The 23614-nt window shown below is 73.5% G+C and carries 25 protein-coding genes; 13 read left to right on the forward strand and 12 right to left on the reverse strand.

The features are described 5' to 3' along the window. Window positions 1–25: 25 nt before the first annotated feature. Window positions 26–271, reverse strand: coding sequence for a hypothetical protein (locus ACWENQ_RS23905; protein WP_354917628.1), 246 nt, complete (start codon window positions 269–271; stop codon window positions 26–28). Then, window positions 268–1611 (reverse strand): FAD-dependent oxidoreductase, encoded by a 1344-nt coding sequence (locus ACWENQ_RS23910; protein ID WP_452416210.1) that lies wholly within the window; start codon window positions 1609–1611, stop codon window positions 268–270. The genes ACWENQ_RS23905 and ACWENQ_RS23910 overlap by 4 nt, the downstream gene beginning before the upstream one ends. A gap of 103 nt (window positions 1612–1714) precedes the next feature. Here ACWENQ_RS23910 and ACWENQ_RS23915 point away from each other — a divergent pair, with 103 nt between their 5' ends. Further along, window positions 1715–2296, forward strand: a complete 582-nt coding sequence (locus ACWENQ_RS23915) for a cupin domain-containing protein (RefSeq protein WP_449923750.1) — start codon at window positions 1715–1717, stop codon at window positions 2294–2296. Here the strand turns inward: ACWENQ_RS23915 and ACWENQ_RS23920 are convergent. Genes ACWENQ_RS23920 through ACWENQ_RS23950 form a run of 7 tightly spaced genes read right to left on the reverse strand, consistent with a single transcriptional unit; the run spans window position 2293 to window position 9386 of the window. Continuing rightward, the gene (locus tag ACWENQ_RS23920) at window positions 2293–2691 is read right to left on the reverse strand and encodes an OsmC family protein (RefSeq protein WP_452416212.1); all 399 of its coding nucleotides are present in this window, start codon (window positions 2689–2691) and stop codon (window positions 2293–2295) included. The two genes, ACWENQ_RS23915 and ACWENQ_RS23920, sit on opposite strands and share 4 nt — an antisense overlap. Further along, window positions 2688–4049 (reverse strand): oxamate carbamoyltransferase subunit AllG family protein, encoded by a 1362-nt coding sequence (locus ACWENQ_RS23925; protein ID WP_452416214.1) that lies wholly within the window; start codon window positions 4047–4049, stop codon window positions 2688–2690. The genes ACWENQ_RS23920 and ACWENQ_RS23925 overlap by 4 nt, the downstream gene beginning before the upstream one ends. 13 nt (window positions 4050–4062) lie before the next feature. Continuing rightward, a complete protein-coding gene (locus ACWENQ_RS23930) occupies window positions 4063–5508 on the reverse strand; it encodes an argininosuccinate lyase (RefSeq protein ID WP_452416215.1) in 1446 nt (481 codons plus the stop codon). Beyond that, window positions 5505–6398 (reverse strand): 1-aminocyclopropane-1-carboxylate deaminase/D-cysteine desulfhydrase, encoded by an 894-nt coding sequence (locus tag ACWENQ_RS23935; RefSeq protein WP_452416216.1) that lies wholly within the window; start codon window positions 6396–6398, stop codon window positions 5505–5507. Before ACWENQ_RS23935 ends, ACWENQ_RS23930 begins: the two co-directional genes overlap by 4 nt. Further along, window positions 6395–7717 carry a lyase family protein gene (locus tag ACWENQ_RS23940; protein ID WP_452416217.1) on the reverse strand — a complete coding sequence of 441 codons (1323 nt, stop codon included), beginning with the start codon at window positions 7715–7717 and terminating at the stop codon, window positions 6395–6397. Before ACWENQ_RS23940 ends, ACWENQ_RS23935 begins: the two co-directional genes overlap by 4 nt. Beyond that, a complete protein-coding gene (locus tag ACWENQ_RS23945) occupies window positions 7702–8625 on the reverse strand; it encodes a DUF7714 family protein (RefSeq protein ID WP_452416219.1) in 924 nt (307 codons plus the stop codon). Before ACWENQ_RS23945 ends, ACWENQ_RS23940 begins: the two co-directional genes overlap by 16 nt. Before the next feature lie 20 nt (window positions 8626–8645). Continuing rightward, entirely contained in the window at window positions 8646–9386 is a 741-nt protein-coding gene (locus ACWENQ_RS23950; protein WP_452416220.1) for a phosphosulfolactate synthase, read from the reverse strand. A 70-nt stretch (window positions 9387–9456) separates the two neighbouring features. Here ACWENQ_RS23950 and ACWENQ_RS23955 point away from each other — a divergent pair, with 70 nt between their 5' ends. The 11 genes from ACWENQ_RS23955 to ACWENQ_RS24005 all read left to right on the forward strand — a co-directional run bounded on the left by ACWENQ_RS23955 (window position 9457) and on the right by ACWENQ_RS24005 (window position 19660). After that, window positions 9457–10497, forward strand: coding sequence for an AIR synthase related protein (locus ACWENQ_RS23955; protein WP_452416222.1), 1041 nt, complete (start codon window positions 9457–9459; stop codon window positions 10495–10497). A 104-nt stretch (window positions 10498–10601) separates the two neighbouring features. Then, window positions 10602–11828 (forward strand): cation:proton antiporter domain-containing protein, encoded by a 1227-nt coding sequence (locus ACWENQ_RS23960; RefSeq protein ID WP_449923774.1) that lies wholly within the window; start codon window positions 10602–10604, stop codon window positions 11826–11828. Window positions 11829–12166: 338 nt separating this feature from the next. Further along, entirely contained in the window at window positions 12167–12760 is a 594-nt protein-coding gene (locus ACWENQ_RS23965) for a class I SAM-dependent methyltransferase (protein WP_452416224.1), read from the forward strand. Window positions 12761–13156: 396 nt separating this feature from the next. Next, the gene (locus tag ACWENQ_RS23970) at window positions 13157–13900 is read left to right on the forward strand and encodes a hemerythrin domain-containing protein (protein WP_449923783.1); all 744 of its coding nucleotides are present in this window, start codon (window positions 13157–13159) and stop codon (window positions 13898–13900) included. Window positions 13901–14311: 411 nt separating this feature from the next. After that, window positions 14312–15391: a ribosome small subunit-dependent GTPase A gene (rsgA, locus tag ACWENQ_RS23975; protein ID WP_449923786.1), complete on the forward strand. Its 1080-nt coding sequence runs from the start codon at window positions 14312–14314 to the stop codon at window positions 15389–15391. 59 nt (window positions 15392–15450) lie between these two features. Continuing rightward, complete coding sequence (locus ACWENQ_RS23980) at window positions 15451–15963, forward strand: GNAT family N-acetyltransferase (protein ID WP_452416226.1); 513 nt, start codon at window positions 15451–15453, stop codon at window positions 15961–15963. Between the two features lie 72 nt (window positions 15964–16035). Beyond that, window positions 16036–16158: a hypothetical protein gene (locus tag ACWENQ_RS23985; protein ID WP_452416227.1), complete on the forward strand. Its 123-nt coding sequence runs from the start codon at window positions 16036–16038 to the stop codon at window positions 16156–16158. Between the two features lie 6 nt (window positions 16159–16164). Beyond that, window positions 16165–16326 carry a hypothetical protein gene (locus ACWENQ_RS23990; protein ID WP_452416229.1) on the forward strand — a complete coding sequence of 54 codons (162 nt, stop codon included), beginning with the start codon at window positions 16165–16167 and terminating at the stop codon, window positions 16324–16326. A gap of 116 nt (window positions 16327–16442) precedes the next feature. Continuing rightward, window positions 16443–18209, forward strand: a complete 1767-nt coding sequence (locus tag ACWENQ_RS23995) for an alpha/beta fold hydrolase (RefSeq protein ID WP_452416231.1) — start codon at window positions 16443–16445, stop codon at window positions 18207–18209. A gap of 63 nt (window positions 18210–18272) precedes the next feature. Further along, window positions 18273–19064 carry an SDR family NAD(P)-dependent oxidoreductase gene (locus ACWENQ_RS24000; protein ID WP_452416232.1) on the forward strand — a complete coding sequence of 264 codons (792 nt, stop codon included), beginning with the start codon at window positions 18273–18275 and terminating at the stop codon, window positions 19062–19064. Beyond that, window positions 19061–19660: a TetR/AcrR family transcriptional regulator gene (locus tag ACWENQ_RS24005; RefSeq protein WP_452416233.1), complete on the forward strand. Its 600-nt coding sequence runs from the start codon at window positions 19061–19063 to the stop codon at window positions 19658–19660. The genes ACWENQ_RS24000 and ACWENQ_RS24005 overlap by 4 nt, the downstream gene beginning before the upstream one ends. Window positions 19661–19732: 72 nt before the next feature. Here the strand turns inward: ACWENQ_RS24005 and ACWENQ_RS24010 are convergent, their stop codons facing one another. Beyond that, entirely contained in the window at window positions 19733–20257 is a 525-nt protein-coding gene (locus tag ACWENQ_RS24010) for a pyridoxamine 5'-phosphate oxidase family protein (RefSeq protein WP_449923805.1), read from the reverse strand. Between the two features lie 200 nt (window positions 20258–20457). On the opposite strand from ACWENQ_RS24010, the gene ACWENQ_RS24015 reads away from it, so the two are divergent. After that, the gene (locus tag ACWENQ_RS24015) at window positions 20458–21786 is read left to right on the forward strand and encodes an MFS transporter (protein ID WP_452416235.1); all 1329 of its coding nucleotides are present in this window, start codon (window positions 20458–20460) and stop codon (window positions 21784–21786) included. Between the two features lie 330 nt (window positions 21787–22116). On the opposite strand, the gene ACWENQ_RS24020 is transcribed toward ACWENQ_RS24015, so the two are convergent. Next, window positions 22117–22725, reverse strand: a complete 609-nt coding sequence (locus ACWENQ_RS24020; protein WP_452416237.1) for a DUF1707 SHOCT-like domain-containing protein — start codon at window positions 22723–22725, stop codon at window positions 22117–22119. A 99-nt stretch (window positions 22726–22824) separates the two neighbouring features. Then, window positions 22825–23460, reverse strand: coding sequence for a TetR/AcrR family transcriptional regulator (locus ACWENQ_RS24025; protein ID WP_354917558.1), 636 nt, complete (start codon window positions 23458–23460; stop codon window positions 22825–22827). Between the last annotated feature and the right edge of the window lie 154 nt (window positions 23461–23614).

Genomic DNA, 23614 nt, shown 5'->3' on the forward strand with positions numbered 1-23614 from the left:
GACCTCCTTGACTAGACGGCCTTGACTAGACGGCGGGGCCGGCAGGCGTCGTCGGCCCGGGCCAGTGGCGGCGGTGGCTGCCGGGCATGGCGGCCAGCACCCTGCGGCGGACCGGCCACGGCGTGAGCCGGTAGACCGGGACGAAGATCCTGCGCCAGAAGAAGGAGCCGCGGGCCGGCGGCGGGGCGGTGCCGTGGGCGCGCGCCACCCGTGCCTGCGCGTCCCTGAGGAGGCACTGCTGGGCGTTCTCGCGCAGCCATCGGCTGATCACGTCGCCACCCCGGCTTGCGCGGCCGTCACGATGGGCTCGTTGAGCGCGCCGATCGGCGGCGAGTAGACGTTCTCCATCGACGCCAGGTCGCGCAGGGTGATGCCCTTCCTGACGGCCAGCGCCAGGAAGTCGGCCCGCTCCTTGATCCCCTCGCCGCCGACCATCTGCGCGCCGATCAGGCGCAGCGTCCGCGGCTCGGCCAGGAGCTTGACCGTGACCGGCCGGACACCGGGGAAGTAGCGCGCCCGCGAGATGCCGGTCGCCTTGCCGACCACGTGCGGGACGCCCAGCGCGGTGGCCGTCACCTCGCCCAGCGCGGCCCCGCCGATCATCCACGTGCCCGCGACCATCCCCCACGGCACGTAGACCGGCTGGTAGGCGCGGTCCCCGCCCGCGGCGTTGGTGCCCGCCACCTTGCCCTGGGCGTAGGCGTGGCTGCCGGTCAGGCCCTGCAGGGGCAGCCCGCCCAGCCCGTGCGGGATCTCGCAGACGTCGCCCGCGGCCCAGACGTCCGGCGCCGACGTGCGCATGTGGTCGTCGACGACCAGCCCTCCCGTCATGCCCGTCCTGAGCCCGGCGGCCACGGCCAGCGCGGTGTTGGCCACCTTGTGCGTGGCCACCACGACCAGTTCGGCGGGCAGCTCGCCGCCGCTGGTCGCCACGGCTCTGACGTGCCCCTCGCGGTCGCCTGCGAAGCCGCGGAGCGTGGTGTTCCAGTGCATCGTCACGCCCATGTCGGCCCAGGACTCCTGCACGGGGGCGACGATGTCGGGATCGCACAGCTCGCCGAGCGCCCACGGGTGCGGGTCGACGACGTGCGTGTCGATGCCGCGGTGGGCCAGGGCGGTCACCATCTCCAGGCCGAGCGGGGAGGCTTCGACGACGACCGCGTGCCGTACGCTGTCGAGGATCTTGTCCCACTCCATGGCCCTGCGGATGTTCTTGACGTAGTACAGGCCGCTGAGATCCTCGCCTGGCACGCCGGGGGGTTCGTAGTCGAAGCCGGTGGCGATGACCAGCGCGTCGTAGCCGACCTCGACCGGGCCCTCGCCCTGCCCCTCGACCTGGACGGTCCGGGCCGCCGGGTCGAAGCCCAGCACCGTCGTCTCGTACCTGACGTCGATGCCCGCGTCGACGTAGGCCTGCTTCTCGGCCAGGAACAGCGACGCGAAGTCGGGGATCTCCCTGCCGTGCACGTACGGGATGCCGCACGGGCTGTATCCCACGTCCTCGAACGCGGTGTAGACGATCACTTCCGCCGCCGGCGCAGCGGCCTTCGCCGCCCCCGCCGCACCGATGCCGGCGGCGCCCCCGCCTATGACAACCGTCCTCCGTGCCATGGACTCGACTCCCGCCCGTACGGCACAATATTCGTACATTATAGAGGACTTCACGTTGACTATCCTGCATGGCGCTTCGTGATGGCAATGACGAGGGGATTTCATGACCGAGGGTCACCAGGTCGACGAGATCGTCAGCCAGATCGGCCCCAAACTGCGCGCGCTCCGTACGGCGCAGCGCCAATCCCTGCAACAGCTGGCCGCCGTCAGCGACGTGTCCGCCGCCGCCATCCACAAGATCGAGCGCAACGGGATGGTTCCGACGATCACCACGCTGCTCAAGCTCGGAGCGGCGCTCGGCGTCCCCGTCCGGTACTTCGTGGAGGAGGACGAGCAGCCGTCGGAGCCGGTGCACTACACCCCGCGCGATCGGCGCCCCACCGTCTACACGCCGCACGAGGGCCTGGCGCTGGCCGGGATCACCGGCTCCTACCGGCAGTTCCAGACGGCGGCGGCCATGGCGACGGTCACGCCCGGCGCCTCCAGCGGCGCCAAGCTCATGCAGCATCCGGGCGAGGAGCTGGTCCACGTCACCGAGGGCACGCTGACCTTCCGCGTGGGCGATCACACCTTCCCGCTGTCCGAGGGTGACTCCCTGCACTTCTCCGGCGAGGTGCCGCACCGCTGGGCCAACGACGGCGACCAGCCGGCCAGGGCGATCTGGATCGCGCTGCGCAACGGCTAGCCGGCCGTGGTGTGGCGGACGGTGATCCGCGGCGGTACGCGCAGCGTGTTGGTGACGTAGCAGACCCGCTGCGCGGCCTCGACGAAGTGCTCGGCCTGCTCGTCGGTGAAAGAGGAGACGACGTCGATCGCGATGTCGCTGTAGCGGGTCCCCTCGTAGGTCCCGGTGACGCTGACGTCGAGCGCGGCCGGCTCCTCGCCAACCTTCCTGGCGCTGTGCACCAGCGCCAGCGCGAAGCACGACGCGACGGCCGCCAGCAGGTAGTCGGTGGGCTGCGGGCCGGTGTCGGTGCCGCCCGCGCTCTCCGGCTCGTCGACCAGCAGCCGGAAGGAGCCGGCGGTGACGTCGACCCGGTAGCCGCCCCGCCACCGGGCCTCGACCGTGCGCGTGCTCATCGCGCCTCCGCCAGCGCCAGCAGCGCCGCCCGGAACGCCGCCGCGGGCGCCGTCGCCACGCCCGCGCCGATCTGGCCCGACCCGTCGCGGGCGTGCAGGATGCCGGTGTTGACGCGTGGCGTGATCCCGGTCTCGACCACCTCGCGAACGTCCACGCCCAGGGGCGTGCCGCGGAAGTCCGTCACGGGCAGCTTGAACCTGGTGCTCTCGGCCACGCAGATCCGGCGCATGTCGCCGGTGACGCGGGCGGCGTCGGCCATCGAGCCGCCGAGGAAGGCCGCCACCGCGGGCGCGCCCGCCGTCGCCGCGCCGCCGAGCCCCACCAGTTCGAGCACCGCGCTGTCGCCGATGTCGGGCGCGCCGTCCCGCGGCCCGTACCCGGCGTGGAACAGCGCGGCCTCGACCGGCGGGCTGCCGGCGACGAACCATCGCCGGTCCCCCGCCAGCTTCACGCCGTACGTCGTGCCGTTGCGCGCCATCGTCGTGACGACGCTGGATCCCTCGACGCGCTCGGCCGACAGCGTCAGCGCCTTCGCGCCGCCCATCGCCAGCGTGAGGAAGAACAGGTGGTTGGCCGACAGGTACGCGGCCAGCGGCACCGCGTCGTCGAGCGCGGCGATCTGCGGCAGCATCGAGCGCAGCAGCAGGTTGGTCGACGCCTGCACGCGCATGTGCACGTCGTCGCCCATCTGCACGCCCTGGGCGGCGATCGCGAACACGTCGATCGGCCCCATCCGCGCCACGATCTCCCTGAGCAGCGGACCGGCCACCGTACGGAGGAAGACGAGCCGCTCGACGGCCGCGGCCGACTCCCTGCCGAGCCAGGCCGTGTCGCCCGGCCCCTGCCCCAGGGGGGCGAAGGCGCGCGTGCCGCCCGCGGGATCGTCCACCACCCAGACCGGCATGCTCGGCCCGAGCGCCGTCGCCAGCGGCACCACGGTGTCGTGCTCGTTGGCCGAGGCCGGCTCGACCTGCCCGCCGGCCAGCATCCGCTCGGCTCCGGCCAGGTCGGCGGCCCAGCCCTCCGCCACGACCGCGGCCCGCATCGACCGCCGCAGCGGATCGCACACCGCCTCCCAGGCGATCGGCGGCCCGGCGTGCAGGATCATGCGGTCGCCCATCCCGGGCACGACCTGCCCCGCCGGGCGGACGTCGACCGCGTAGGGAACCTCCCTGTCGAGCCTGCGCGCCACCTCGGCGTTCGCGCTGTCCAGATCGGCGGCGTACAGGCCGGTCAACACCCGCACCAGCACCGGATCGCCGCCCGCCGGCGGCCCGGCGTCGACGTGGACCACGGTCGCGCCCTGCGCCGCCACCGCGTCGGCGAACACCCGCAGCCCCAGGTTGACGACCTCCATCGTGGCCACCTCCTCAGCGTCCGGCCAGGCGCGCGGCGCGGGCCAGGACCGCCTCCTCCGCCGCGCGGAGCGCCGCGCGGCGGGCCCCCGCCTCCTGGGACAGCTCGGCGGCCCGGTCGCGAACCCCTTCGATCATCGGCATCATGGCCGGCGGCGCGGCTCCGCCCAGAGCGGTGCGCGAGGCGACCAGCGCCTCGGGCGTGAGCCGCACCCGCAGCTCCGCGTCGTCGAGCGGCCAGGGGCGACCCACGACCTCCCCGGCCGCGCGCGCGATCGCCGCGGCGTCCAGCGCCCCGCTCTGCCGTACGGCGTGCCGGACGACCCGGTGGGCGGTGCGGTAGTCGGCGCCGAAGCACCGCATGAGCAGTTCCGCCAGGTCGGTGGCCTGGGTGAACCCGAGGTCCAGGGCCTCGCGCATGCGTGCGGCGTCGGCCTCGAGCGTGCGGATCACTCCCGTGGTGAGGCGGGTGGCCCGGTGGGCGACGTCGAGGGCGCGCGGCAGCTCGCCGTACAGGTAGATGAGGTTGTCGCTGCGGGCCGACGGCGTCTTGACGACGGCGGTCAGGCCGGTCAGGCGGCCGAGCATGACGCCCGCCGTGCCGCGGATGACCGTGAGGGCGTACGGGTTGCGCTTCTGCGGCATGACGACGCTCGGCCGGCCGTACTCCTCGGCGAGCTCGACGAAGCCGAACTCGGCGCTGGCGAAGATCTCCAGGTCTTCGGCCAGCTTGTCCTGGGTGAGGAGAAGGCTGGTGGCCGCGGCCATGACGTGCGTGAACGGGTCGGTCTGCCACATGGCGTCGCGGGTGTGCGTGATCGCGCGGTCGAAGCCGAGCGCCCGGGCGGTCGCGTCACGGTCGTCGAGGATGCTCGAGCCGTTGGCCGCCCCCGACCCGGCCGGGCCGGCGTTGACGTGGCCGAACTCGGCGAGCAGACGGGCGGCGTCGCGCAGCGCGGGGTCGGCGAAGGAGAGCAGGTAGTGCCCGAACGTGGTCGGCTGGGCCTGCTGGAGGTAGGTGTAGTCGGGCATCAGGGTGGACAGGTGCCGTTCCGCCTGGCCGGCGAGGGTGGCGGCCAGGGCGGCGGCGGCGGTGACCAGTTCGAGGACCTGCCCGCGCACCCGGATGCGGAAGGCGGTGCGCACGGCCTCGCGCCGGGTCCGCCCGGCCCGCAGCCACCCCGCGTCGTCGCCGATCCGCTCGGTGAGGTGCCGTTCGCGGGAGATGTACGGCTCGCCCCTGCGGGGGTCGTAGCCGACGGCCTCGGCGGGCATCGCGGCCAGGTCGAGGAGCGCGCCCAGCAGCGGGCCGCGGACCCGCTCCGGCAGGATGCCCCGGTCGGCGAGCTCGACGCCGTGAGCCAGGTCGGCGAGACCCAGCGCGGCGTGCAGCCAGGGGGCGTCGGCCGCCTCCCAGGCATGGCCCGCCGCCACCAGTTCCTCCGCGGGCCCGCCGGTCATGTCGCCGCCCTCCCCAGCAGGTCGAGCGCGGCGGGAAGGCCCCCGGTGTGCCAGAGCACGACGGGGGCGTGCGTGTCGGGCCGCAGCCGCGCCACGGCGGCCAGCGCCTTCGTGCCGTACTTGGCGTCGAACAGCACGCCGTCGGCGCGCAGGGCGGCCAGCATGATGGGCCCGTCCCGATCGCCCGCCGCCCCGGTGGCGTCGATCAGCTTCCAGTTCGTGACCGCTTCGTGGCCCATGCGGGCGACCAGACCGAGGATCTCGTCCCGGATCCGGGGCAGCGGCCGGCTGACCGACACGCCGTAGACACGCCATCCGGCGCCGATGGCGGCCCTTCCGGCCAGCAACCCGGCGATCGACGCCCCCGATCCCACCGGCAGCACGACGGCCGCCTCGTCGAAGGGCAGCTGCGCGGCCAGTTCCTCGGCGGCACTGGCGAAGCCGAGCGCGCCGACCGGCGTGGCACCGCCGCGGGGGACCGCGTACGGGGCCCGCCCGTGCTCGCGCAGGTGCGCGGCGCGCTCCTCGATCAGCGTGTCGAGCGCGTCCCGGTCGGCGCCGGTGTAGTGCACCGTCGCCCCGGCGCACCGTGCCATCCGCACGGTGGCGGTCGGCTGCTCCCCTGCCGTCCCGGCGACCAGCACCTCGCAGTCCAGGCCGCAGACCGACGCCGCCAGCGCCGCCCCCGCGACGAAGTTGGACGCCGGCGAACCGCCCGTGACCAGCACGTCCGCCCCGCGCGCCAGGGCGTCGCCGAGCAGATACTCCAGGGCGCGCGCCTTGGCGCCGGCCAGCCCGAACCCGCACAGGTCGTCCCGCTTGAGGTACATGCCGGCCAGCCGCTGGAGCGGCGTAGGCAGCAGGGCCAGGGGCCGGCGCGGAGGGCTCATCGCGTCGCCTCCGGCGTGCCCCGGGCGACCACCGCGTCGACCATGGCCGCCGCGGTGGCGAGTTCCGGGCGCGCGGTCCAGCGAGCGAGGTCGGCCGGGTCGGCCACGCCGCGGGAGGCCAGCGCCGTCACCAGGTCGGCGTCCGCGCGCAGCGCCTCGTGCAGCAGGTCCTGGGCCCGGTGCTTGCCCAGCCGCCGCGACAGCTCGGCCAGGACGCGTTCCGACGCCCAGCCCGTCCTTGCGAGGTTGTCCGCCATGCGCCCGGCGTCGACGACGAGACCGTCGACGAGGTCGGCGGCCAGGGCGGCGGCCGTGCCCGCCGCGAGCGCGACGTCGGGCAGCGCCGCCCATTCCGCCTTCCAGGCGCGCCCGTCCCGCTCGTGGCCGCCGGCCATCCCTTCGACCAGGACGCTCGCCGCCGCCCTGGCGAGCCTGGCCAGGGTGTCGAGATGCTCGCTGGTCTCGGGGTTGCGCTTGTGCGGCATGGTGATGCTGCCGACGGTGGCCTCCGCCGTACGCTCCGACAGCTCCGCGATCTCGGCTCGCTGCAGCTCGTAGACCTCGTTCCCGATGCGGGCGAGCGTGGCCGCGACCATGCTCAGCACCGTCCCGAACTCCGCGACGCGGTCGCGCGCCGAGGTCCACGAGACGAGCGGATCGCGCAGCCCGAGCCTGGCGCAGAACCGCTCGCGCAGCTCCTGGCCGTGCGGCTCGAAGAAGCCCAGCACGCCGACCGCCCCGGCCAGCTGGCCCACCGACCACCGCCCGGCGCCCTCGGAGAGCCGGACGATGTGGCGTGCCACCTCGTCCGCCCAGGTCGCCGCCTTGAACCCGAAGGTGATCGGGGCGCCGGGCTGGCCGTGCGTGCGTCCGCTCATGACGGTGTCGCGGTGCCGGGCCGCCAGCCGCAGCAGCGACCCGTGCGTCCTGACCAGGTCGTCCTGGACGAGCCTGCCGACATCCCGCATCACCAGCCCGAACCAGGTGTCGGTGAGGTCCTGGACGGTGGCTCCGTAGTAGACGTACTCCCGCGCGGGCTCGGGCAGCAGCCGTTGCAGGCCGCGGATGAGTCCCAGCGTGGAGTGCGAGGTCCGCCGGGTCTCGGCGGCGACGAACGCCAGGTCGAGGCGCTCCGCCCGGGCGTGTTCGGCGATCTGCCCGGCCGCCTGCGCCGGGATCAGGCCGAGCTCGGCCTGCGCGGCGGCCAGCGCCGCCAGGATGTCCAGCCAGGTCTGCAGCCGCTGGTCGAAGACGGCCCGGAGCCGCGGCGTGCTCCACAGGTGGGCGTACTCCGGCGATTCGGTCAGACGGGTTGCCATGACGGCTCCCACCCGCGCGCCACGTGCTCCAGCGCCGCGCGCACCTGACCGAGCGTGGCGCCCCATGGCACGACCACCAGCCCGTCGGACCGCTCGATCCGGTCCTCGAGCAGGCAGCACTTGGCCAGCGCCGGGACGCCGGGGTCGCCGGCGCGCGCCCTGGGACAGATGTCGACCGTGGCCGCCGCGGGCTCGCCGTAGAACCACTGGTGGATCTCGCGCGACCTGGCGCAGCCGAGCAGGGTCCATTTCGCGAGGTCGGGCCGCCGGTCCAGGTACGCGGTCGGCGTGCCGGCGACCGTCACGCCGGACCCGCCGCACGGCAGCAGGTAGCGTCCGGCCGGGGCCCGCGCCGCGAGCTCCTCGAAGGTGACCGTGTCGGCCACCGGCACGATCGGCGGCAGGTCCTCCGCCACCTCGAGCAGGCGCCGCACCTGGTCGAGCAGCTTGGGCGGCTCCGGCGGAACGATCTCCCGTACGGCCAGCCGCAACGGGACCGGGTTCACGATGAAGCTGACGTGCGCGTACCTGCCCTCGACCACCACGGCCCGCGCGCCCGGTGCCCGCGCCAGCGCGACCCGCGCCAGCGTGGACGGCACCGCCGTATCGGCCTCCGGAGCCACGACGTACGCGCACTCCTCCGGCGCCGCGAGCACCTCGACTCTCGTGACGGGCGAGAAGAGGGGCTCGTCCGACTCCTTCTCGACCCGCAGCAGCGCCGTGCCGCCCCGGGCGTCGCGGACCACCAGGAAGCGCGTGCGCCGGTATGCCTCCCGGCCGAGGAAGAACCGCTCGTCCAGCCTGTCGACCTGGGCCACGGAGACGCCCCGGTAGGCGCTCGGGACCATGTTGGGGCTCCCGTCGGTCGTCTCGTGGGGGCTCCCGTCGGTCGTCTCGTGGGGCGTCATGGCAGGCGTCACGGCGGGTGTCAGGTGACGGAGAGCGCGGCGGTGTCCGCCCGCAGCCCCCGCCGCAGGGTGGCCAGCGGGAGCACGTCGTCGGGCGCGATGTTGGCGAGGTTGACCCCGGGGCCGAACCGGTTGATCAGCCACGCCTGCTGCGCCATGCGGGGCGCCTCGAACATCACCCGATCGACACCGGCGGCGCCGACCGCGGCCTCGACGATGTCCTGCCGGGGACGGCCCGAGCCGTCGTAGATGCCGACCGTGCCGCTCTCCCGGCCCTCGGTGATCACCCACGTGGCACCGGCGGCCAGGTCCTCGGCGATCTCCTCCTGCCATTCGGCGGCCGACGCGGCGGCCCCGGCGTCCTTGCGGCCCGTCTCGGCGAACACGGTGAAGGCCTGGCAGGCGGTCTTGATGAGCTCGCGCTTGTCGTCCAGGCTCATCTCGACGACCCCGCGGGAGACCTCCACGGCGTCGAGCCCGGCACGCTCGGCCCAGGCCAGGCACTCCTCCGCCCTGCCCTGAGCCCAGGCGATCTCGAGCAGGGTGCCGCCGAGGCAGCTGACGACCCGGTGCTCGCGCAGCAGCCGCAGCTTCCGGTCGAGGCCGCGATCGAGGTAGGCGATGCCCCAGCCGAACTTCCAGACGTCGACGTGCTCGCCGGTGAACTCCAGCAGACCGGCAACGGCATCGGGGGCCAGGCCCCTGTCCAAGACGTGGGTACGGCCCGCCACGGTGGGTAGCTCGAGAAAACCAGGTCCCACGTTGTCTATGTTACGATTTGCGTTTACTTTCCGACAAGAGGCGGCCCGTTCCGGCAAGAGGTGGCCCGTCATGGCCGAGCTCGACGACGTCATCGCGGCAGTGGCGACAAGCCCGGCCATCCACGCCAAACGTGCGATCGGGCTGGTGTCCGAGGTGCTGGGCGCCTCCGGCTGGGTGGACGGGCCCGGCGACGACGGCGCCGCCGTCGACGTGAACGGCCGCACGGTCATCGCCTGCGGCGAGGCGCTGTGGCCGCCGTTCGTCCGCGCCGACCCCCATGGCGCGGGTGTGGCGGCCGTGCTGACCAACGTCAACGACGTGGCCGCGATGGGCGGGCTGCCCCTGGGGATCGTGGACACGATCGTCGCGGACGAGACCACCGCGCGCACGGCCCTGGAGGGGATGCGCTACGCCGCACGCCTGTACGACGTCCCGATCGTCGGCGGCCATCTCACGATCTCCGCCGAGGCCGCCCCGTCGATCTCCGCCTTCGCCGTCGGCTCCGCGGACGCCCTGCTCTCCGCCACGCGCGTCCGGGCCGGCCAGGACCTGGTCGTGGCCGCCTGCACCGAGGGTGTCATGCGGGAGGACTTCCCGTTCTTCCCCTCCTTCGACGAGCGCGGCCAGGAGCTCGCCGGCGACGTCCGGCTCCTGGCCGGCATCGCGCGCGAGGGCCTGGCAGCGGCAGCCAAGGACATCAGCATGGCCGGGCTGGTCGGCTCCCTCGCGATGCTCCTCGAATGGGGCGGGTTCGGCGCGGACGTGAGCCTGGAGGCGCTCCCCGCGCCCCGCGGCGTGCCGCTGGCGTGGTGGTGCACGTGCTTTCCCTGCTACGGCTTCCTGCTGACCTGCGAGCCCGGCCGGACCGACGCCTGCGTGCGCGCCTTCACCTCCCGCGGCCTGTCCGCCGCCAGGGTCGGCGCCGTCGACGCGACGGGCGTGATCAGCCTCACGGCGGGCGGGCGCCGCCTCCCGGCCTTCGACCTGACCAAGGACCGCGTGACCGGCCTCCGGACGGCCTCCCCCGAACCGGGCCGGGACCTCGGAGGAACTCCTCCGGGCCGGGGTCTCCGGGCGAGCCCGCCCGCGCCCGGAACAGCACGGTCCTAAACTGGGCCTCACCGGGCACGGGGCACCTGCGCGGTCTTCCTCGCCCGGCGGCTCTGGCGCCGTCCGACCCGGACGCGTGCGCGGGCGGGGGGTGCCTGGTGGACATGCCGGCGATCTTGATCGTCACCGTGGCGATCTTCCTGTGGGGCGTCGTGTCGGCCCGCCTCCAGCGCGCTGATCTCACCGCGCCGATCGTCTTCGTCGCGATCGGCTGGCTGTTCGCCGCCGTCGGCCTGGTCGCCCCGCCGATCGAGGCAGCGCGGATGTTCAAGCCCCTGGTCGAGTTCACCCTGGTGTGGGTGCTGTTCTCCGACGCGGCCGGCGTCCCCCTCGCGCAGGTGCGTCGCGACCTCGGCCGGTATCTGCGCCTCCTGGCGGTCGGGCTGCCGCTGTCCATCCTCGCCGGCTGGGCGCTGGCGAACTGGTTCTTCCCCGGCCTTGGCATCTGGCTCGCCCTCCTGGTGGGCGCCGCCCTGGCGCCGACCGACGCCGCCCTAGGGCTGCCGGTCGTCACCAACCCGGCCGTGCCGGTGGACGTCCGCCGGCTGATCACCGTCGAGAGCGGCCTCAACGACGGCATGGTCACGCCCGTGGTCATGTTCGCGATCGCCGGCGCGGCGTCGGCGGAGGGCGTCGAAGGCGCGCCCGGCCTGTGGGGGGCGCTCGCCGAGCTGGGCGTCGGACTGGCCGTGGGTGCCGGCGTGGGCCTGGCCGGCGGCTGGGCGCTGCGGTGGACGCGACGCCGGGGATGGGCCGCCGAGGACTTCGCCGGCATCGCCGTGCTCGCCCTGGCACTGGTCGCCTACGCCGCCTCCCTCGTGGTCCACGGCAACGGGTTCGTCGCGGCCTTCTGCGCGGGTCTCGCCTTCGGCGCGGTGGCGGGCCGGCGCGGCCCCGAGGAGCTGGTGTTCGTCGAGCAGACCAGCAGCCTGGTGTCCCTGCTGGTCTGGCTGGCGTTCGGCGCGTTCGCCGTGCCGACCATGATCGACCGGGCCGACCTCGTCCTCGTGGCGTACGCGATCGCGAGCCTCACGCTCGTGCGGATGGTGCCCGTCGCCCTGGCCTGCGCCGGCTCCGGCCTCGACCGCAACACCGTGCTGTTCGTCGGCTGGTTCGGCCCGCGGGGGCTCGCCTCGCTGGTCTTCGCGCTCCTCGCCGTCGAGGAGCTCGGGCCCGCCGCCGACCAGGCCGTCGCCATCATCGGAGGGACGGTGCTCATGAGCGTCCTGGTGCACGGCCTCAGCGCCGGACCGCTGGCGTCGCGGTACTCCAGAGCCCTCACACGCGGAGGCGACGGACCGGCGCCGGAGGAGAGGCAAGTCCTGGGCTGACCCGCGACCCCGACCGGCCGCCTCCTACCGCGTGCCCGGCACGACGCCGGACCCCCGGCCGCCAGGGCTGGTCGGCACGACCGGACGCCCGACCGCCGGCCATGGTCGGCACGACCGGACACCCGGCCACCGAGCCTGGTCGGCACGGCTGGCGGGCGGCGCCCCGTCAGGCACGCGTAGGGATTCGCGGATCGTCCGTCAACATCCCGTAGCGGCGGCACCCGCCATCCGCGCCGCGCCGGATAGTGGGAGTGATCCCACACCAGGAGGAGACCGTGACGGTGCGGAACCCCGAGCGCAGCCGACCCCCGGATACGCGGGCATCGCTGGGACGTGGCATGGAGCAGTTCCACCACCCCCGGCCGGTCTGCACCGGCTACCACGACCAGCTCCGGCCGACGCCGGAACGGCAGTTCCTGATGACCGGGCTGAGCGGAACCGTGCTGGAGATCGGGGCGGGCGACGGGGTGAAGCTGGCCGGCTACCCGCCGAGCGTCGACGAGATCATCCTGGTGGAGCCGGACGCCTTCCTCCGCGCCGCGGCGGCCCGGACGGCGGCCCCCGTACCGGTGCTCATCCTGGACGGTGACCTGGACCGGCTGCCCGTCCCCGACGCCTCCTGCGACAGCGTCGTCTGCTCGCTGGTCCTGTGCTGCGCGTCCCGTCCGGAGCGAACCCTCGCGGAGATCAGGCGGGTGCTGCGCCCGGGCGGACAGCTGCGCTTCTACGAGCACCAGCGGTCGGCCAGCCCGATCCTGGCGTTCGCCGAGGGCCTGGCCACGCCCCTCTGGTCACGCGCGGCCGGTGGCTGCCATCCCGCCCGCGACACCGTGAGCACCGTCGACGGGGCAGGTTTCGTCATCGAGCGGCTGGACCGCTTCACCTTCCGCCGCGTCTGCCACGTGCTCGGAAGCACCCGCCCACGCCGGTGACGGGCTGGATGCCCGCGCAGTGACGAGCTGGACGCCCGCGCAGGTGACGGGCGCAATGCCCACGCAGGTGACGAGCTGGACGCTCGCGCCGGTGACGGGCTCGATGCCCGCGGCGATGCGGCCCGTGGCCGAGCACGGCCGCCAAGCAGGCACTGTTAAGTTTCTTTGCAAAGATCTTGATTGCCTGCTTGACATGCCAGGCCCTCCCCACTGAAATATCACATATCCGTAACGCGTGCTATGCGCCTCGCCCATGCCTGGCGTATCCGCGCCGATGTCAGTGGTTCCGCTGAATCTACCGCTGCCCGGCGCCTGCACCGAACCGCAACCCAGGCGGCCACGGCCGCCCCCTTCGGCGCCTGCGAAGCACGACCGAAGACGAATGGAGGCTCACCCATGACAACGACGCCAGGAATGGATCGCATCAGCATCGCCGGTCGTCGCCGTACGGGTGATCCTCGTCCTGACCTCACGGGCCTGCGGGTCGTCTATCGCGCCATGCGCGAGGATCTGCACAGGCTCACCGATCTCGTCACGGAACTGAAGGACGGCAGAGCGGCGATCCCGGCGGAGCGGGCTGTCGCGATCCACGAGTACATCGCGATCCTCACCGAGGAGATCGCCCGGTTCCACGACTACGAGTCCGGCAGCCTGTGGCCGGTCGTCGCCACGTCCGCGGGCGGGGCCATCAGCCTGGAGCCGTACCTCGCCCACCAGGTGGCGCTGGCCCCGCTGCTGGAGGAGGCGCGGGCGGCCGCGGCGAGGTTCGCGCACTCCCCCGCCGCGGGTGTGGCGCCGCTCGCCTCGGTCCTCAGGGTGCTCGGCGACCGGATCGAGGAGCACACGCTGCACAAGGAGCAGGACATCCTGCCGGTCATCGCGACCTACGTCTCCGTGGCCGACTACCGGATCCCGGGCAATCGCTGGCGGGAGGGCATCAGCCGGCGCCGGCTCAACTGGATCTCCTCCTGGGCCGAACGCTTCGCGACGGCGCAGGAGCGACGCCACCTCCACCAGACGGCCGGCGCCGTGAGCACCCAGCTCATCCCGGCGGTGCTGCGCCGGCGCGCCTTCAACGCCCTCGAACGCCGCGTCTTCGGCACGCGGGCGGAGGGCCCGCCCCGGCCGTCGCGGATCTGACAGCTCACGACGGCCCGTTCGATCAGGACTGCCCCAGGACCGCCGCCGACCGGATGACGCCGATCGGGTGTCTCCCCGCGGCCTGGTGGCCGGCCGGTGCCCGGAACGGATCCGTTGTCGGCACGGCGGGGCGGAGGATGCCCGCCAGGTCGGCCACGCGCCCGTTCCGCCGGCGTGCCGGGTCCGCGCGTGCGTGCTAAGGTGTCGATCGCTGATGTCAGGTACCGGATGAGGGGGAGGTGAGGTTTGATGACCGCGGTGAAGACCGCTGCGCTGCGCAGCGCCCGGACAATCCTCACGTCCCGGGCCCCGGTCTGACCCATTCCTGCCCTCCTGCCGTGAGCCGTCCGGCTCGTTCAGGCGGGTGACACCTGAGTCGCGCCGGGGTCCCTTCCCGCAAGGTGTCTCACGTTGACTTCTTCTTTCTCGAACTCATCCACCCTGTCCCGGTACGGCTGGACGCGAGCGCTCGACGATGCCTTCGCCGGCCACCGCGAGGCAGGCCTGGTTCCCGCGCGGATCCTGCGCGTGCATCGCGGCTCGTGCGACGCGATCGCCGAGCACGGCCTGGTCCGAGCCACGATCCCGGCGTCCAGGTCCGCAGATCCCGTGGACGCGCCGTGCACCGGCGACTGGGCCGCGCTGCGCCCCGACCGGGATCCCGAACTGGTGGCGCTGCTTGCGCGGCGCAGTTCGGTCGTGCGCGCGTCGGCGGCCCGTTCCTCCCACGGGCAGGTGCTGGCCGCCAACGTCGACACCGTCGTCGTCGCGGTCTCCCTGGCCGCCCCGTTGAACGCCGCCCGCCTGGAGCGGTTCCTCGCTCTGGGCTGGGCCGGCGGCGCCCGGCCGGTGATCGCCCTGACCAAGGCCGATCTCGCCGCGGACGCCGCCGCCGTGGAGAGCGAGGTCCGCTCGCTCGCGCCCGGCGTGGACATCGTGGTGACCAGCGTGGCCACCGGCCAGGGGATGGATGTCCTGGCCGCGCTGCTGGGCGAGGGCACCACGGTGCTGCTCGGGCCCTCCGGGGTCGGCAAGTCCAGCATCGGCAACGCCCTGCTGGGCGAGGAACTGCTGGCCACCGGCGCGGTGCGCGCGCAGGACGGCAAGGGCCGCCACACCACCGTCCGCCGCGAGCTGGTCCCCCTTCGGGCTGGCGGCGTGCTCATCGACACCCCGGGCCTGCGCGCGGTGAGCCTCCATGACGCGGCCGACGGCCTCGAGCAGGTCTTCGCCGAGATCGAACGGCTCGCCGAGTCCTGCCGCTTCGGCGACTGCGCCCACGACACCGAGCCAGGCTGCGCCGTACAGGCCGCCATCCGGGCGGGCGAGCTGGCCGAGCGCCGCCTGGACGGCTACCGCAAGCTGCAACGGGAGGCCGCCTGGGAGGCCGCGCGCACCGACGCGAGGCTCCGCGGCGACCGCGTCAACCGGCAGAAGGCCATCACCAGCCATCTGCGCGCGACCTACAAGTTCAGGGACCAGCAGCTGTGAACGGCGACGGCATCGTCCCGCCGCTTCCCCCGACTCACACCGAAACGGATACCACCGCCATGACCATCACCTGGTTCACCCGCTCCGAGACCGGCGCCGACCTCGGCCCGATCCGCGAGGTCAACCTCGCCGCCTTCCCCACCCCGCAGGAGGCCGACCTGGTCGAGGCGCTGCGCGCCGACCAGGGGGCCTGGATTCCCGGCCTGTCGTGGGTGGCGGAGGAGCCCGGCGGCGACGTCGCCGCGTTCGCGCTGCTCACCCGCTGCCACGTCGGCGACTCCCCCGCGCTCACCCTGGGCCCGTGCGCCGTACGGCCGGAACACCAGCGGCGGGGCGCCGGGTCCGCGGCCATCCGCGCGGCCCTGCAGGCCGCCCGCGAGCAGGGTGAGAGCCTCGTGCTCGTGCTCGGCCACGCCGAGTACTACCCGCGCTTCGGTTTCGTCCCGGCCTCCCGGTACGGCATCCGCCCGCCCTTCGACGTCGAGGACCGGTACATGATGGCGCTCGTCCTCGACGCCGCCCGGCCCGTGCCGGCCGGCACCATCAGGTATCCGGCCGCGTTCGGGGTCTGATCATGATCGCCCCGCGCACGTGCCCTGCCCTGGGCCCGTGCGCGGGGCGGCACCGTCTATATGCCTTGACGGGTGTCCGCGCTCGACGCGTGGCTCGAGCCGTACCGGAAGCTGTGGAACGCCGGCCTCGACGCCCTGGGCAGCCGCCTCGACGAGACGGCCGGCCCGCGGCACGCCGATCCCGCGGAGGACTGAGCCACCATGACCGAAGCCACCGGATGCTGGACGGCCGCGGCCCGGGGCGGGCGCCACGAGGGCGCGCACACGGGCATGACACCGCCCTGGAAGGTCTACTACGACGGATATGTCGCGGTCGGCGTCCCGTCAGGGGCGCCCGTCCCCGGCCTGGACGACGCCGGCTGACCTGGGCGCGCGGCGCGGCTCCCCACCGGTGCGGGCCGGTCGTAGGAGCGTGCTCCCAGCCGCTGATCGTGCGGGCGCAGGAGGTCGCCCGGCGTCCGCGGGCGCAGCCTGGAGGGATGAGAATCCTTCTTGCCGCCGCGCTGCTGTGGCCCGCACCGCCCCCGGCCGCACCGCCCCCGGCCGCCCCGCCCGACCTGCATCCGTGCGCCGCCGCGAGCACCCGATGCGAGGGCGAGATCTCCGTCCCGCTGAACTGGAGCGACCCGGGAGGCGAGCGGATCCGGGTGGCGTTCGCCTGGCTTCCGGCCGCGCGGGCCAAGGGCACCGTCCTCGCCGACCCCGGCGGCCCGCTGCCCGCTCTGCCGGCGTTACCGATCATCGAGGAGACGCTCGGTCCGGTGCTGCGCGACCACAACCTCCTGGTGGTCGAGCCGCGCGGGCAGGGCAGATCCAGCCCGCTGCGGTGCCAGGGGCTCGACCTCGCCCGGCCGTCCACCGTCGCGTCGTGCGCGGCCCAGCTCGGCCCGCGCGCGCAGTACTTCGCCACCGACCAGGCCGTGTCGGACCTCGACGCCGTACGGCAGGCGCTCGGCGTGCCGAAGGTGAGCTTCTACGGAAACTCCTACGGCACGCTGTTCGTCCAGGCCTACGCCGCCCGCTTCCCCGACCGCACGGCCGCGGTGTTCCTCGACAGCGTCGTCACCCCGTCCCCGGCGGGCCGCGCGACCTGGCCGATCAGGTTCCGCCTGGACAACCTGGACCTGGTGTGCCGGTCGTCGTCCGCGTGCGCGCGGCTGCCCGGCGAGGCCGGCCGGACGTTCGCCCGCCTGGTGAAGCGGGTCCGCGCGCACCCCGACCCCGAGCTTTTCATGCGTGCCCTCGTCGCCTTGAGCCGGTCGCCGCAGGAGGCGACCGTCGGACGCGAGCTGGCCGCCGCGACCGTCTCCTACCTGCGCGGCGATCGGGCGCCCCTGCACCGGCTGGCCGAGGTCGTCAGGGCGATGCCCATGCCGCCGACCGCGGGAGCCGAGTGGGCCGGCTACGTCGCCTATCTCTGCAACGACGGCGCCTTCGCCTTCGACCGGACGGCCGGCGCGGCGCGGCGGGCCGCGCAGCTGGCCGCCTACCACGCCGGCGAGCGGCCGACCTACCCGTTCACGCTGGCCGAGCTCGGGGGCATGACGCCCGCCCACCTGTGCGTCGACTGGCCCACCCCGCGCGACGAGCCGCCCGTGCCACCGGCCGCCGCCTTCCCCGCCGTCCCCGCGCTGGCGGTCGCCGGCGACTTCGACACGCACGGTCCCGCCGAGGTCTCCCCGGTGATCAGGCGCTTCCCGCGCGGCACCCTGCTGCCCGTCCGCTACGGCGCGCACAGCATGGCCTGGAGCGAGGGCTGCGCCCGTACCGTCCTGCGCGCCTTCCTGTCCGACCCCGGCCGACCGCCGGCCGCCACCGGGTGCGACCTGGCGAGCTACACCGCGATCGGGTCCTTCCCGCTGTCCGGCGCGGACGTGAAGCCCATGCCCGCCCGCATCCTCCCGGCGCGGGACCGGCGGCCGGCCGCCGTCGGCTACGCCACCGCGGCAGACGTCCTGTCACGCCGCAACCCGCTGTCCTTCCTCCACGCCGGTCTCACCGAGCAGACGGGGCTGCGCGGCGGCCGTGTCACGTTCGCCGGTGACGGCCGCGTCATCCGCCTCGACCAGGTGCGTTACACCGCCGACGTCGCCGTGAGCGGCACGCTGGCGCTGGGCGAGACCGTGAGCGCCGACCTGACCGTGGACGGGCGGGCGGTGAAACTGTCGTGGAAGCCTTTCCAGGCCACCGAGCGGACGGCGATCAGCGGCTCCGTGGACGGTCGGCCGTTCACCTCCATCTCCTGAGAAGCCGGGTGGAAGTGGCCTCACGCTTGAAATTAGAGCATTTCTCCAGAAAAATGCTCTGGCATGACGTCCACAGTGGTGGTGACCGGCGGCAACCGGGGCATCGGGTACGCGGTGTGCGAGCGGCTGGCGGCCGACGGGTTCAAGGTGCTGCTGGTCGCCAGGGATCCGGAGCGCGGCGCGCAGGCCGCGGCGGGCATCAGGGGCGATGTGGAGTGCGTGTCCGGCGACCTCACGACGGTCGCGTCCGTGCGGTCGCTGGCCGAGGAACTGCGCGCCCGATGCCCGCGCGTCGACGTGCTCGTGCACAACGCCGGACTGTGGCCCAGCCGTCGCACGCTGACCGGCGACGGCCTGGAGGAGTCGTTCGCGGTCAACCACCTGGCCCCGTTCCTGCTCAACCACCTGCTCGAGGACAGGCTCGGCCGCGTGGTCCAGGTCAGCGCGGGACTCTACGTCAAGGGCAAGGCCGAGGTGGGCCGCACCTCCGTGGGCGCCGGCTTCCACCCGATCCGCACCTACGCCGACACCAAGCTGTGCAACGTGCTGATGGTGCCGCTGTTCGCCGAGCGCTGGCGCGAGTCCGGCATCACGATCGACGCCGTGCATCCCGGCGTGATCCGTACCGGTCTCGGCGACCGGCACGGACCCCTCGGATGGCTGCTCAAGCTCGCCAAACGCCGGTGGGCCACGCCCGAGGAGGGCGCCGCCCCCGTCGTACGGCTGGCGCGCGAGAGCGGCACCGGCCGCTACTTCAACCTGACCGAGGAGATCCCGCTGCAGGGTCCGGCGCGGGACGGCGAGCTGGCCGAAGGTCTGTGGAAGGAGGCCGAGGCGCTAACGTCGGCGGGGTGACCAGGCACAGGCGCAGCGAGGAGACGGTCCGGCGGCTGCTCGACACGGCGCTCGAGGTCCACCCGGGCGACTTCACCCTGCGGGCCGTGACCACGCGCAGCGGCGTGAGCATGGGCAGCCTCTACCACCACTTCGGCAGCCTGGAGGGGCTGGCGGCGGAGTTGTACAGCCGGTGCATGGACGACCTCCTCGACACCCTGATCGCCGCCGTCGAGCAGTCCGCGAGCGCCCGCGACGGTGTACGGCAGGCGGTGCTGGCCTACCTGGGGTTCACCGCCGGCCACCCCGACAAGGCCCGCTTCATCCACGCCGCGCCGTACGCGATCGACCTCGGCCCGCACGCCGAGCGGATCGCGGCAGGCAAGGCGGCGCGCCTGAACAGGCTGGTCGCCTGGATACGCCTTCACATGGACGCGGGCACGGTCGCGAGCCTGCCGATGGCGCAGGTGGAGATGCTCCTGATCGGGCCGGTGGCCGAGGTGACCAGGCGGTGGCTGGCCGGCGCCCCGGAGATCGACCTGGCCGAGTCGGCCCGGCTGCTGCCCGACCGGATCTGGGCGTCGCTGCGCGCCGGGAGCGACACCAGTCGGCGCTGACGGCCGTCCAGATCGTCACCTCGGCCGGTGTCGTCGCGGGGTTCGGCGGAGTTCAGCGGGGTTCAGCGGGGTTCAGCGGTGGAAGCGCCAACGGGTCGCGCCGTGAGGCTCGGCGGTGGCGACCCCGATGGCGGTCTCGACCGCGAAACGGTAGACGTACCAGGGCGGCGGCCCCGCGCTCGGCGCGCTGTAGGGAGCGGTCAACGCCTCGCCCTCCACTTCGGCGGGCCACCCGCCCGCGCGGTAGCCGCCGGCGACCTTTTCCAGCGTCGCACTGTCGGTGACCCTGGCGGCCTCACCGTCGAGGACCAGGTCGAGGCCCTCGAGCCGGACGGAGATCGTGCAGGCCGGGTTGGCCGCCAGATTGCGCGACTTGCGGGTGCCGGGTCCGCTGGTGAAATAGATGTCCTCGTCGAGCCACAGGGCGCCGATCCCGGCGGAGTGGGGGCGGCCTTCGGGCCTGGTCGTCGCGAGGAACGCCGGGGTACCCATCTTGGGCAGGTCGGCCTCGAGGCGCTCGCGGGCCCTGCTCCAGGGCAGCGGCTTGTCGCCGTAGCGGTCGAGGTTGGCGGTCTCGATGGGCTCGCGGTGGGTCATCTCGTCCCTCCAGGTTCATCGCGGCTTTCCTCTTGGACTACCGCGCGACCGGAACTCATCCGTCGCACTGCTCCCACCATGACATGCCCGCTCGTCCACCGTACGGCCGGCGCGAGTTCGTTCCCTCGCACCCGTTGAAACACCATGTTTGCCATGGTGAGAGGGGGTACTCCTCGCGGAAACGGGGTGAGGAGGCGACGGTGACGCAGAGCAGCGGATTGCCCGCCACGGAACACCGGTCCCAGGTGAGAAAGGCCGCCACGGCCAGCGTCGTGGGCACCGCCATCGAATGGTACGACTTCTTCCTGTACGGCACGGCCGCGGCGACGGTCTTCGCCGACGTCTTCTTCCCGAAGTCCACCCCCTACGCCGGCACCCTGTCCGCCTTCGCCACCTACGCGGTGGGTTTCGTCGCCAGGCCGGTCGGTGCCGCGATCTTCGGACACTGGGGTGACCGGATCGGCCGCAAGGCCACGCTGATCATCACCCTGGTCATGATGGGCGTGTCCAGCGCGCTGATCGGGGTGCTGCCCGGCACCAACAGCATCGGGGTGATCGCGCCCATCCTGCTCGTCGTGCTCCGCATCCTCCAGGGCATCGCGGTCGGCGGCGAATGGAGCGGCTCGGTGCTGTTGTCGATGGAGTGGGGCAACCAGCGCAGGCGTGGCCTGATGGCCAGCTGGCCGCAGATCGGCGTGCCCATCGGCCTCATCCTCGGCACCGGGGCGATGTCGCTGTTCGCGGCCGCCGCGGGCCCCGCCTTCAAGGACTGGGGCTGGCGCGTGCCGTTCCTGCTCAGCCTGGTGCTGGTCGCCGTGGGCCTGTGGGTGCGGCTGCGGGTTCTCGAGACTCCGATCTTCGCCCAGCTGCTCGAGAAGCGGCAGGTCGCCAAGCTGCCCGTCGTCGAGGTGCTCAAGAGGCACCCGAAGGAGGTCATCCTGAGCGCGCTGCTGCGGGTTTCGGAGCAGATGCCGTTCTACCTCTACACGACGTTCGTCATCACCTACATCACCGCCGAGCAGATCGGGATGAGCAAGACGTTCGCGTTCGCCGCGGTCACCTGCGCGGCGACCGTCGAGCTCGTCGCCATCCCGTACTTCGGGCACCTCAGCGACCGCGTCGGCCGCCGTCGCGTCTACGCGCTCGGCGCCATCGTGCTGGCGGTGATCGCCTTCCCCTACTACGCGCTGCTCAACACCGCCAACGCGACGGTGATCCTGCTGACGGTCATGATCGTGCAGCTCCAGCACTCCATGGAGTACGGCCCGCAGGCCTCCCTGATCGCCGAGAGCTTCCCCACCGGACTGCGCTACGGCGGAGCCGGGCTGGGCTACCAGCTCGCCTCGATCATCGCGGGCGGCCCGGCACCGCTGATCGCCACCTGGCTGCTGCATGACTACGGCTGGCAGGCGATCTCCATTTTCATGATCATCGGTGCGGTCATCGGCCTCGCCGCCACCCTGGCCCTGCCCGACCGTTCCAAGATCGACATCTCCGACGATCGCGCCTACGGCGTCAGCCACGCGTGATCCGAGGTCCGCCCGGTGCGGTCCGGGTGCCGCCGTGTCGCCGTGTCGCCGGCCCGGCGTGGTTCGGCTTCGGGTACCCGGGGGCCGGGCCGGCCGGTCCAGGCGGGCGCGGCACACCCGCCGAACCCTGGAGATCTCTTCTCCCGTCGCGCGGATGGACGACCTGAGCGTTGGCGCGGCTTTCGTCGCGGCGGCCGCCGGCGGGCGAAGGGCCCGCCGGCGACGCGAGCGGTCGCCAGGCCGGACGCCCCGCGGGTCACGATCGCGGGGCTTTGCCCACGGCCTTGGTCCTGGTGATGCGAGCGGTCGTCAGGCCGGACGCCCCGCGGGTCACGATCGCGGGGCTTTGCCCGCGGCCTTGGTCCTGGTGACGATGGCGCCGAACAGGGCGAGGCCGCTGATCACGATGCGCGGCGCGCCCGGCTTGCCGCGCCGGGTACCGCGCTTGCCGAACAGGCCGAACAGGCCGAAACCTCTGACCTTGACCTCGATGTCGTCGGGGATGACGATCTCGGTGCCGCCCCACAGGGCCAGGGCGTTGATCCGGGTCTCGTGGGCGGTGAAGACGGCCTCGGTCAGGTCGATCACGCCGCCGCCGAACATCGACAACACGGAGAAGGTGCGCGGGACCACCCACTGCCCCTCGTGCTCGAACCCGCCGAACACGCCCAGCGCGACGCGGGAGGTGGGCTGCTGGTCCACCACGAGCAGGTCGGTGCGGCCGGGTTCGGGCAGATCGCGGCTCACGCGTTCGAGCTCGGCGTGGGTCTTGGCCGTGTAGACCTGGGTGAGCCGCTGGTCCAGCTCGGCCAGGTCGATCCGGCCCTCGGCGGCGGCCACCCGCACGCGGTCGGCGGCGCGGTCGCGCTCGTGGTCGGAGGCCCGCACCTGCTGGTCCTCCGTGCGCCCGGGATGCTCCGTCATCTTCAGTCCTGTCATGTCCGATCCGCACCTCGACCCACGCGAGGGCACCGCCCGGTTCGGGGCGGCTGAGGGCCATCTTATTAGCCAACTGGAGAATAAGGCGGACCGGCCTGGTCAGCCGGCGGGCTCGAGCCCCGACTCCTCGACCATGTGCGCCGCCAGCATCGCGGTGAGCTGGGCCCGGAACTCCCTCTCGTGCGCCGGGTCGTCCGGGTCGTGCCCCATGCCGGCCAGCCACGATCGCTTGCCGATCGCGAAGCCGTACGCCGCGGACACGCCCATCAGCGCCACCGCCTCGACGCGTGCCCGGCTCGGCGCCGGCCGTCCGGCCAGCGCGGAGCGGATGCCCGCCTCGATCGCGTCGATGAGCTGTCGCAGGTCCGGCCGTACGGCCCCCTGGTAGTCGGCGTGCATCTCGGCCCAGACGAACAACCGCAGGTAACGCTCGTCCGCCAGGGTGTCGAAGAGCACGCCCATGATCCCCGCCGCGGTGGGCACTCCTTCTTCGGCTCGGATGCGCTCGTGTATCCGCTGCTGGATGCGCGCCTCCTCGGCCATCAGCACCTCGCGGACGAGCGCGGCGTAGGTGCCGAAGTAGTGGGTCACCAGCCCATGGGCCACCCCGGCGGCCTCGGCGACCTGTCTCAGCCTGACGTTGTCGGGGCCCCGCTCCTCGATCAGCCCGGCGGCCGCCGCCAGCAGTTCCGCACGCGCTTCCTCGGGGGCTCTCCTGCGCCGTCTGGGCTTCACACCCCCACCCTATTGGCCGGCGTCCGACAGCCCGACCGGCCGACGCACCCGGCTGCGCCTGCGGCGCGCGGGCACGAGGCGAGGACGGGCGCCCGAACCGGCCGGCGGCCCGGCTCAGCGGATCCTCCTCGAACAGCGGCCCACCCGGGCCCGG

The organism is Nonomuraea sp. NPDC004354 (genome assembly GCF_053602555.1).

Excerpts from the sequence above, each read along its gene's own strand:
- ACWENQ_RS23910 (WP_452416210.1), bottom strand. The coding sequence starts at position 1,611 with ATGGCACGGAGGACGGTTGTCATAGGCGGGGGCGCCGCCGGCATCGGT.
- ACWENQ_RS23915 (WP_449923750.1), top strand. The coding sequence starts at position 1,715 with ATGACCGAGGGTCACCAGGTCGACGAGATCGTCAGCCAGATCGGCCCC.
- ACWENQ_RS23920 (WP_452416212.1), bottom strand. The coding sequence starts at position 2,691 with ATGAGCACGCGCACGGTCGAGGCCCGGTGGCGGGGCGGCTACCGGGTC.
- ACWENQ_RS23925 (WP_452416214.1), bottom strand. The coding sequence starts at position 4,049 with ATGGAGGTCGTCAACCTGGGGCTGCGGGTGTTCGCCGACGCGGTGGCG.
- ACWENQ_RS23930 (WP_452416215.1), bottom strand. The coding sequence starts at position 5,508 with ATGACCGGCGGGCCCGCGGAGGAACTGGTGGCGGCGGGCCATGCCTGG.
- ACWENQ_RS23935 (WP_452416216.1), bottom strand. The coding sequence starts at position 6,398 with ATGAGCCCTCCGCGCCGGCCCCTGGCCCTGCTGCCTACGCCGCTCCAG.
- ACWENQ_RS23940 (WP_452416217.1), bottom strand. The coding sequence starts at position 7,717 with ATGGCAACCCGTCTGACCGAATCGCCGGAGTACGCCCACCTGTGGAGC.
- ACWENQ_RS23945 (WP_452416219.1), bottom strand. The coding sequence starts at position 8,625 with ATGACGCCCCACGAGACGACCGACGGGAGCCCCCACGAGACGACCGAC.
- ACWENQ_RS23955 (WP_452416222.1), top strand. The coding sequence starts at position 9,457 with ATGGCCGAGCTCGACGACGTCATCGCGGCAGTGGCGACAAGCCCGGCC.
- ACWENQ_RS23960 (WP_449923774.1), top strand. The coding sequence starts at position 10,602 with ATGCCGGCGATCTTGATCGTCACCGTGGCGATCTTCCTGTGGGGCGTC.
- ACWENQ_RS23965 (WP_452416224.1), top strand. The coding sequence starts at position 12,167 with ATGGAGCAGTTCCACCACCCCCGGCCGGTCTGCACCGGCTACCACGAC.
- ACWENQ_RS23970 (WP_449923783.1), top strand. The coding sequence starts at position 13,157 with ATGACAACGACGCCAGGAATGGATCGCATCAGCATCGCCGGTCGTCGC.
- ACWENQ_RS23980 (WP_452416226.1), top strand. The coding sequence starts at position 15,451 with ATGACCATCACCTGGTTCACCCGCTCCGAGACCGGCGCCGACCTCGGC.
- ACWENQ_RS23990 (WP_452416229.1), top strand. The coding sequence starts at position 16,165 with ATGACCGAAGCCACCGGATGCTGGACGGCCGCGGCCCGGGGCGGGCGC.
- ACWENQ_RS23995 (WP_452416231.1), top strand. The coding sequence starts at position 16,443 with ATGAGAATCCTTCTTGCCGCCGCGCTGCTGTGGCCCGCACCGCCCCCG.
- ACWENQ_RS24000 (WP_452416232.1), top strand. The coding sequence starts at position 18,273 with ATGACGTCCACAGTGGTGGTGACCGGCGGCAACCGGGGCATCGGGTAC.
- ACWENQ_RS24010 (WP_449923805.1), bottom strand. The coding sequence starts at position 20,257 with ATGACCCACCGCGAGCCCATCGAGACCGCCAACCTCGACCGCTACGGC.
- ACWENQ_RS24020 (WP_452416237.1), bottom strand. The coding sequence starts at position 22,725 with ATGACAGGACTGAAGATGACGGAGCATCCCGGGCGCACGGAGGACCAG.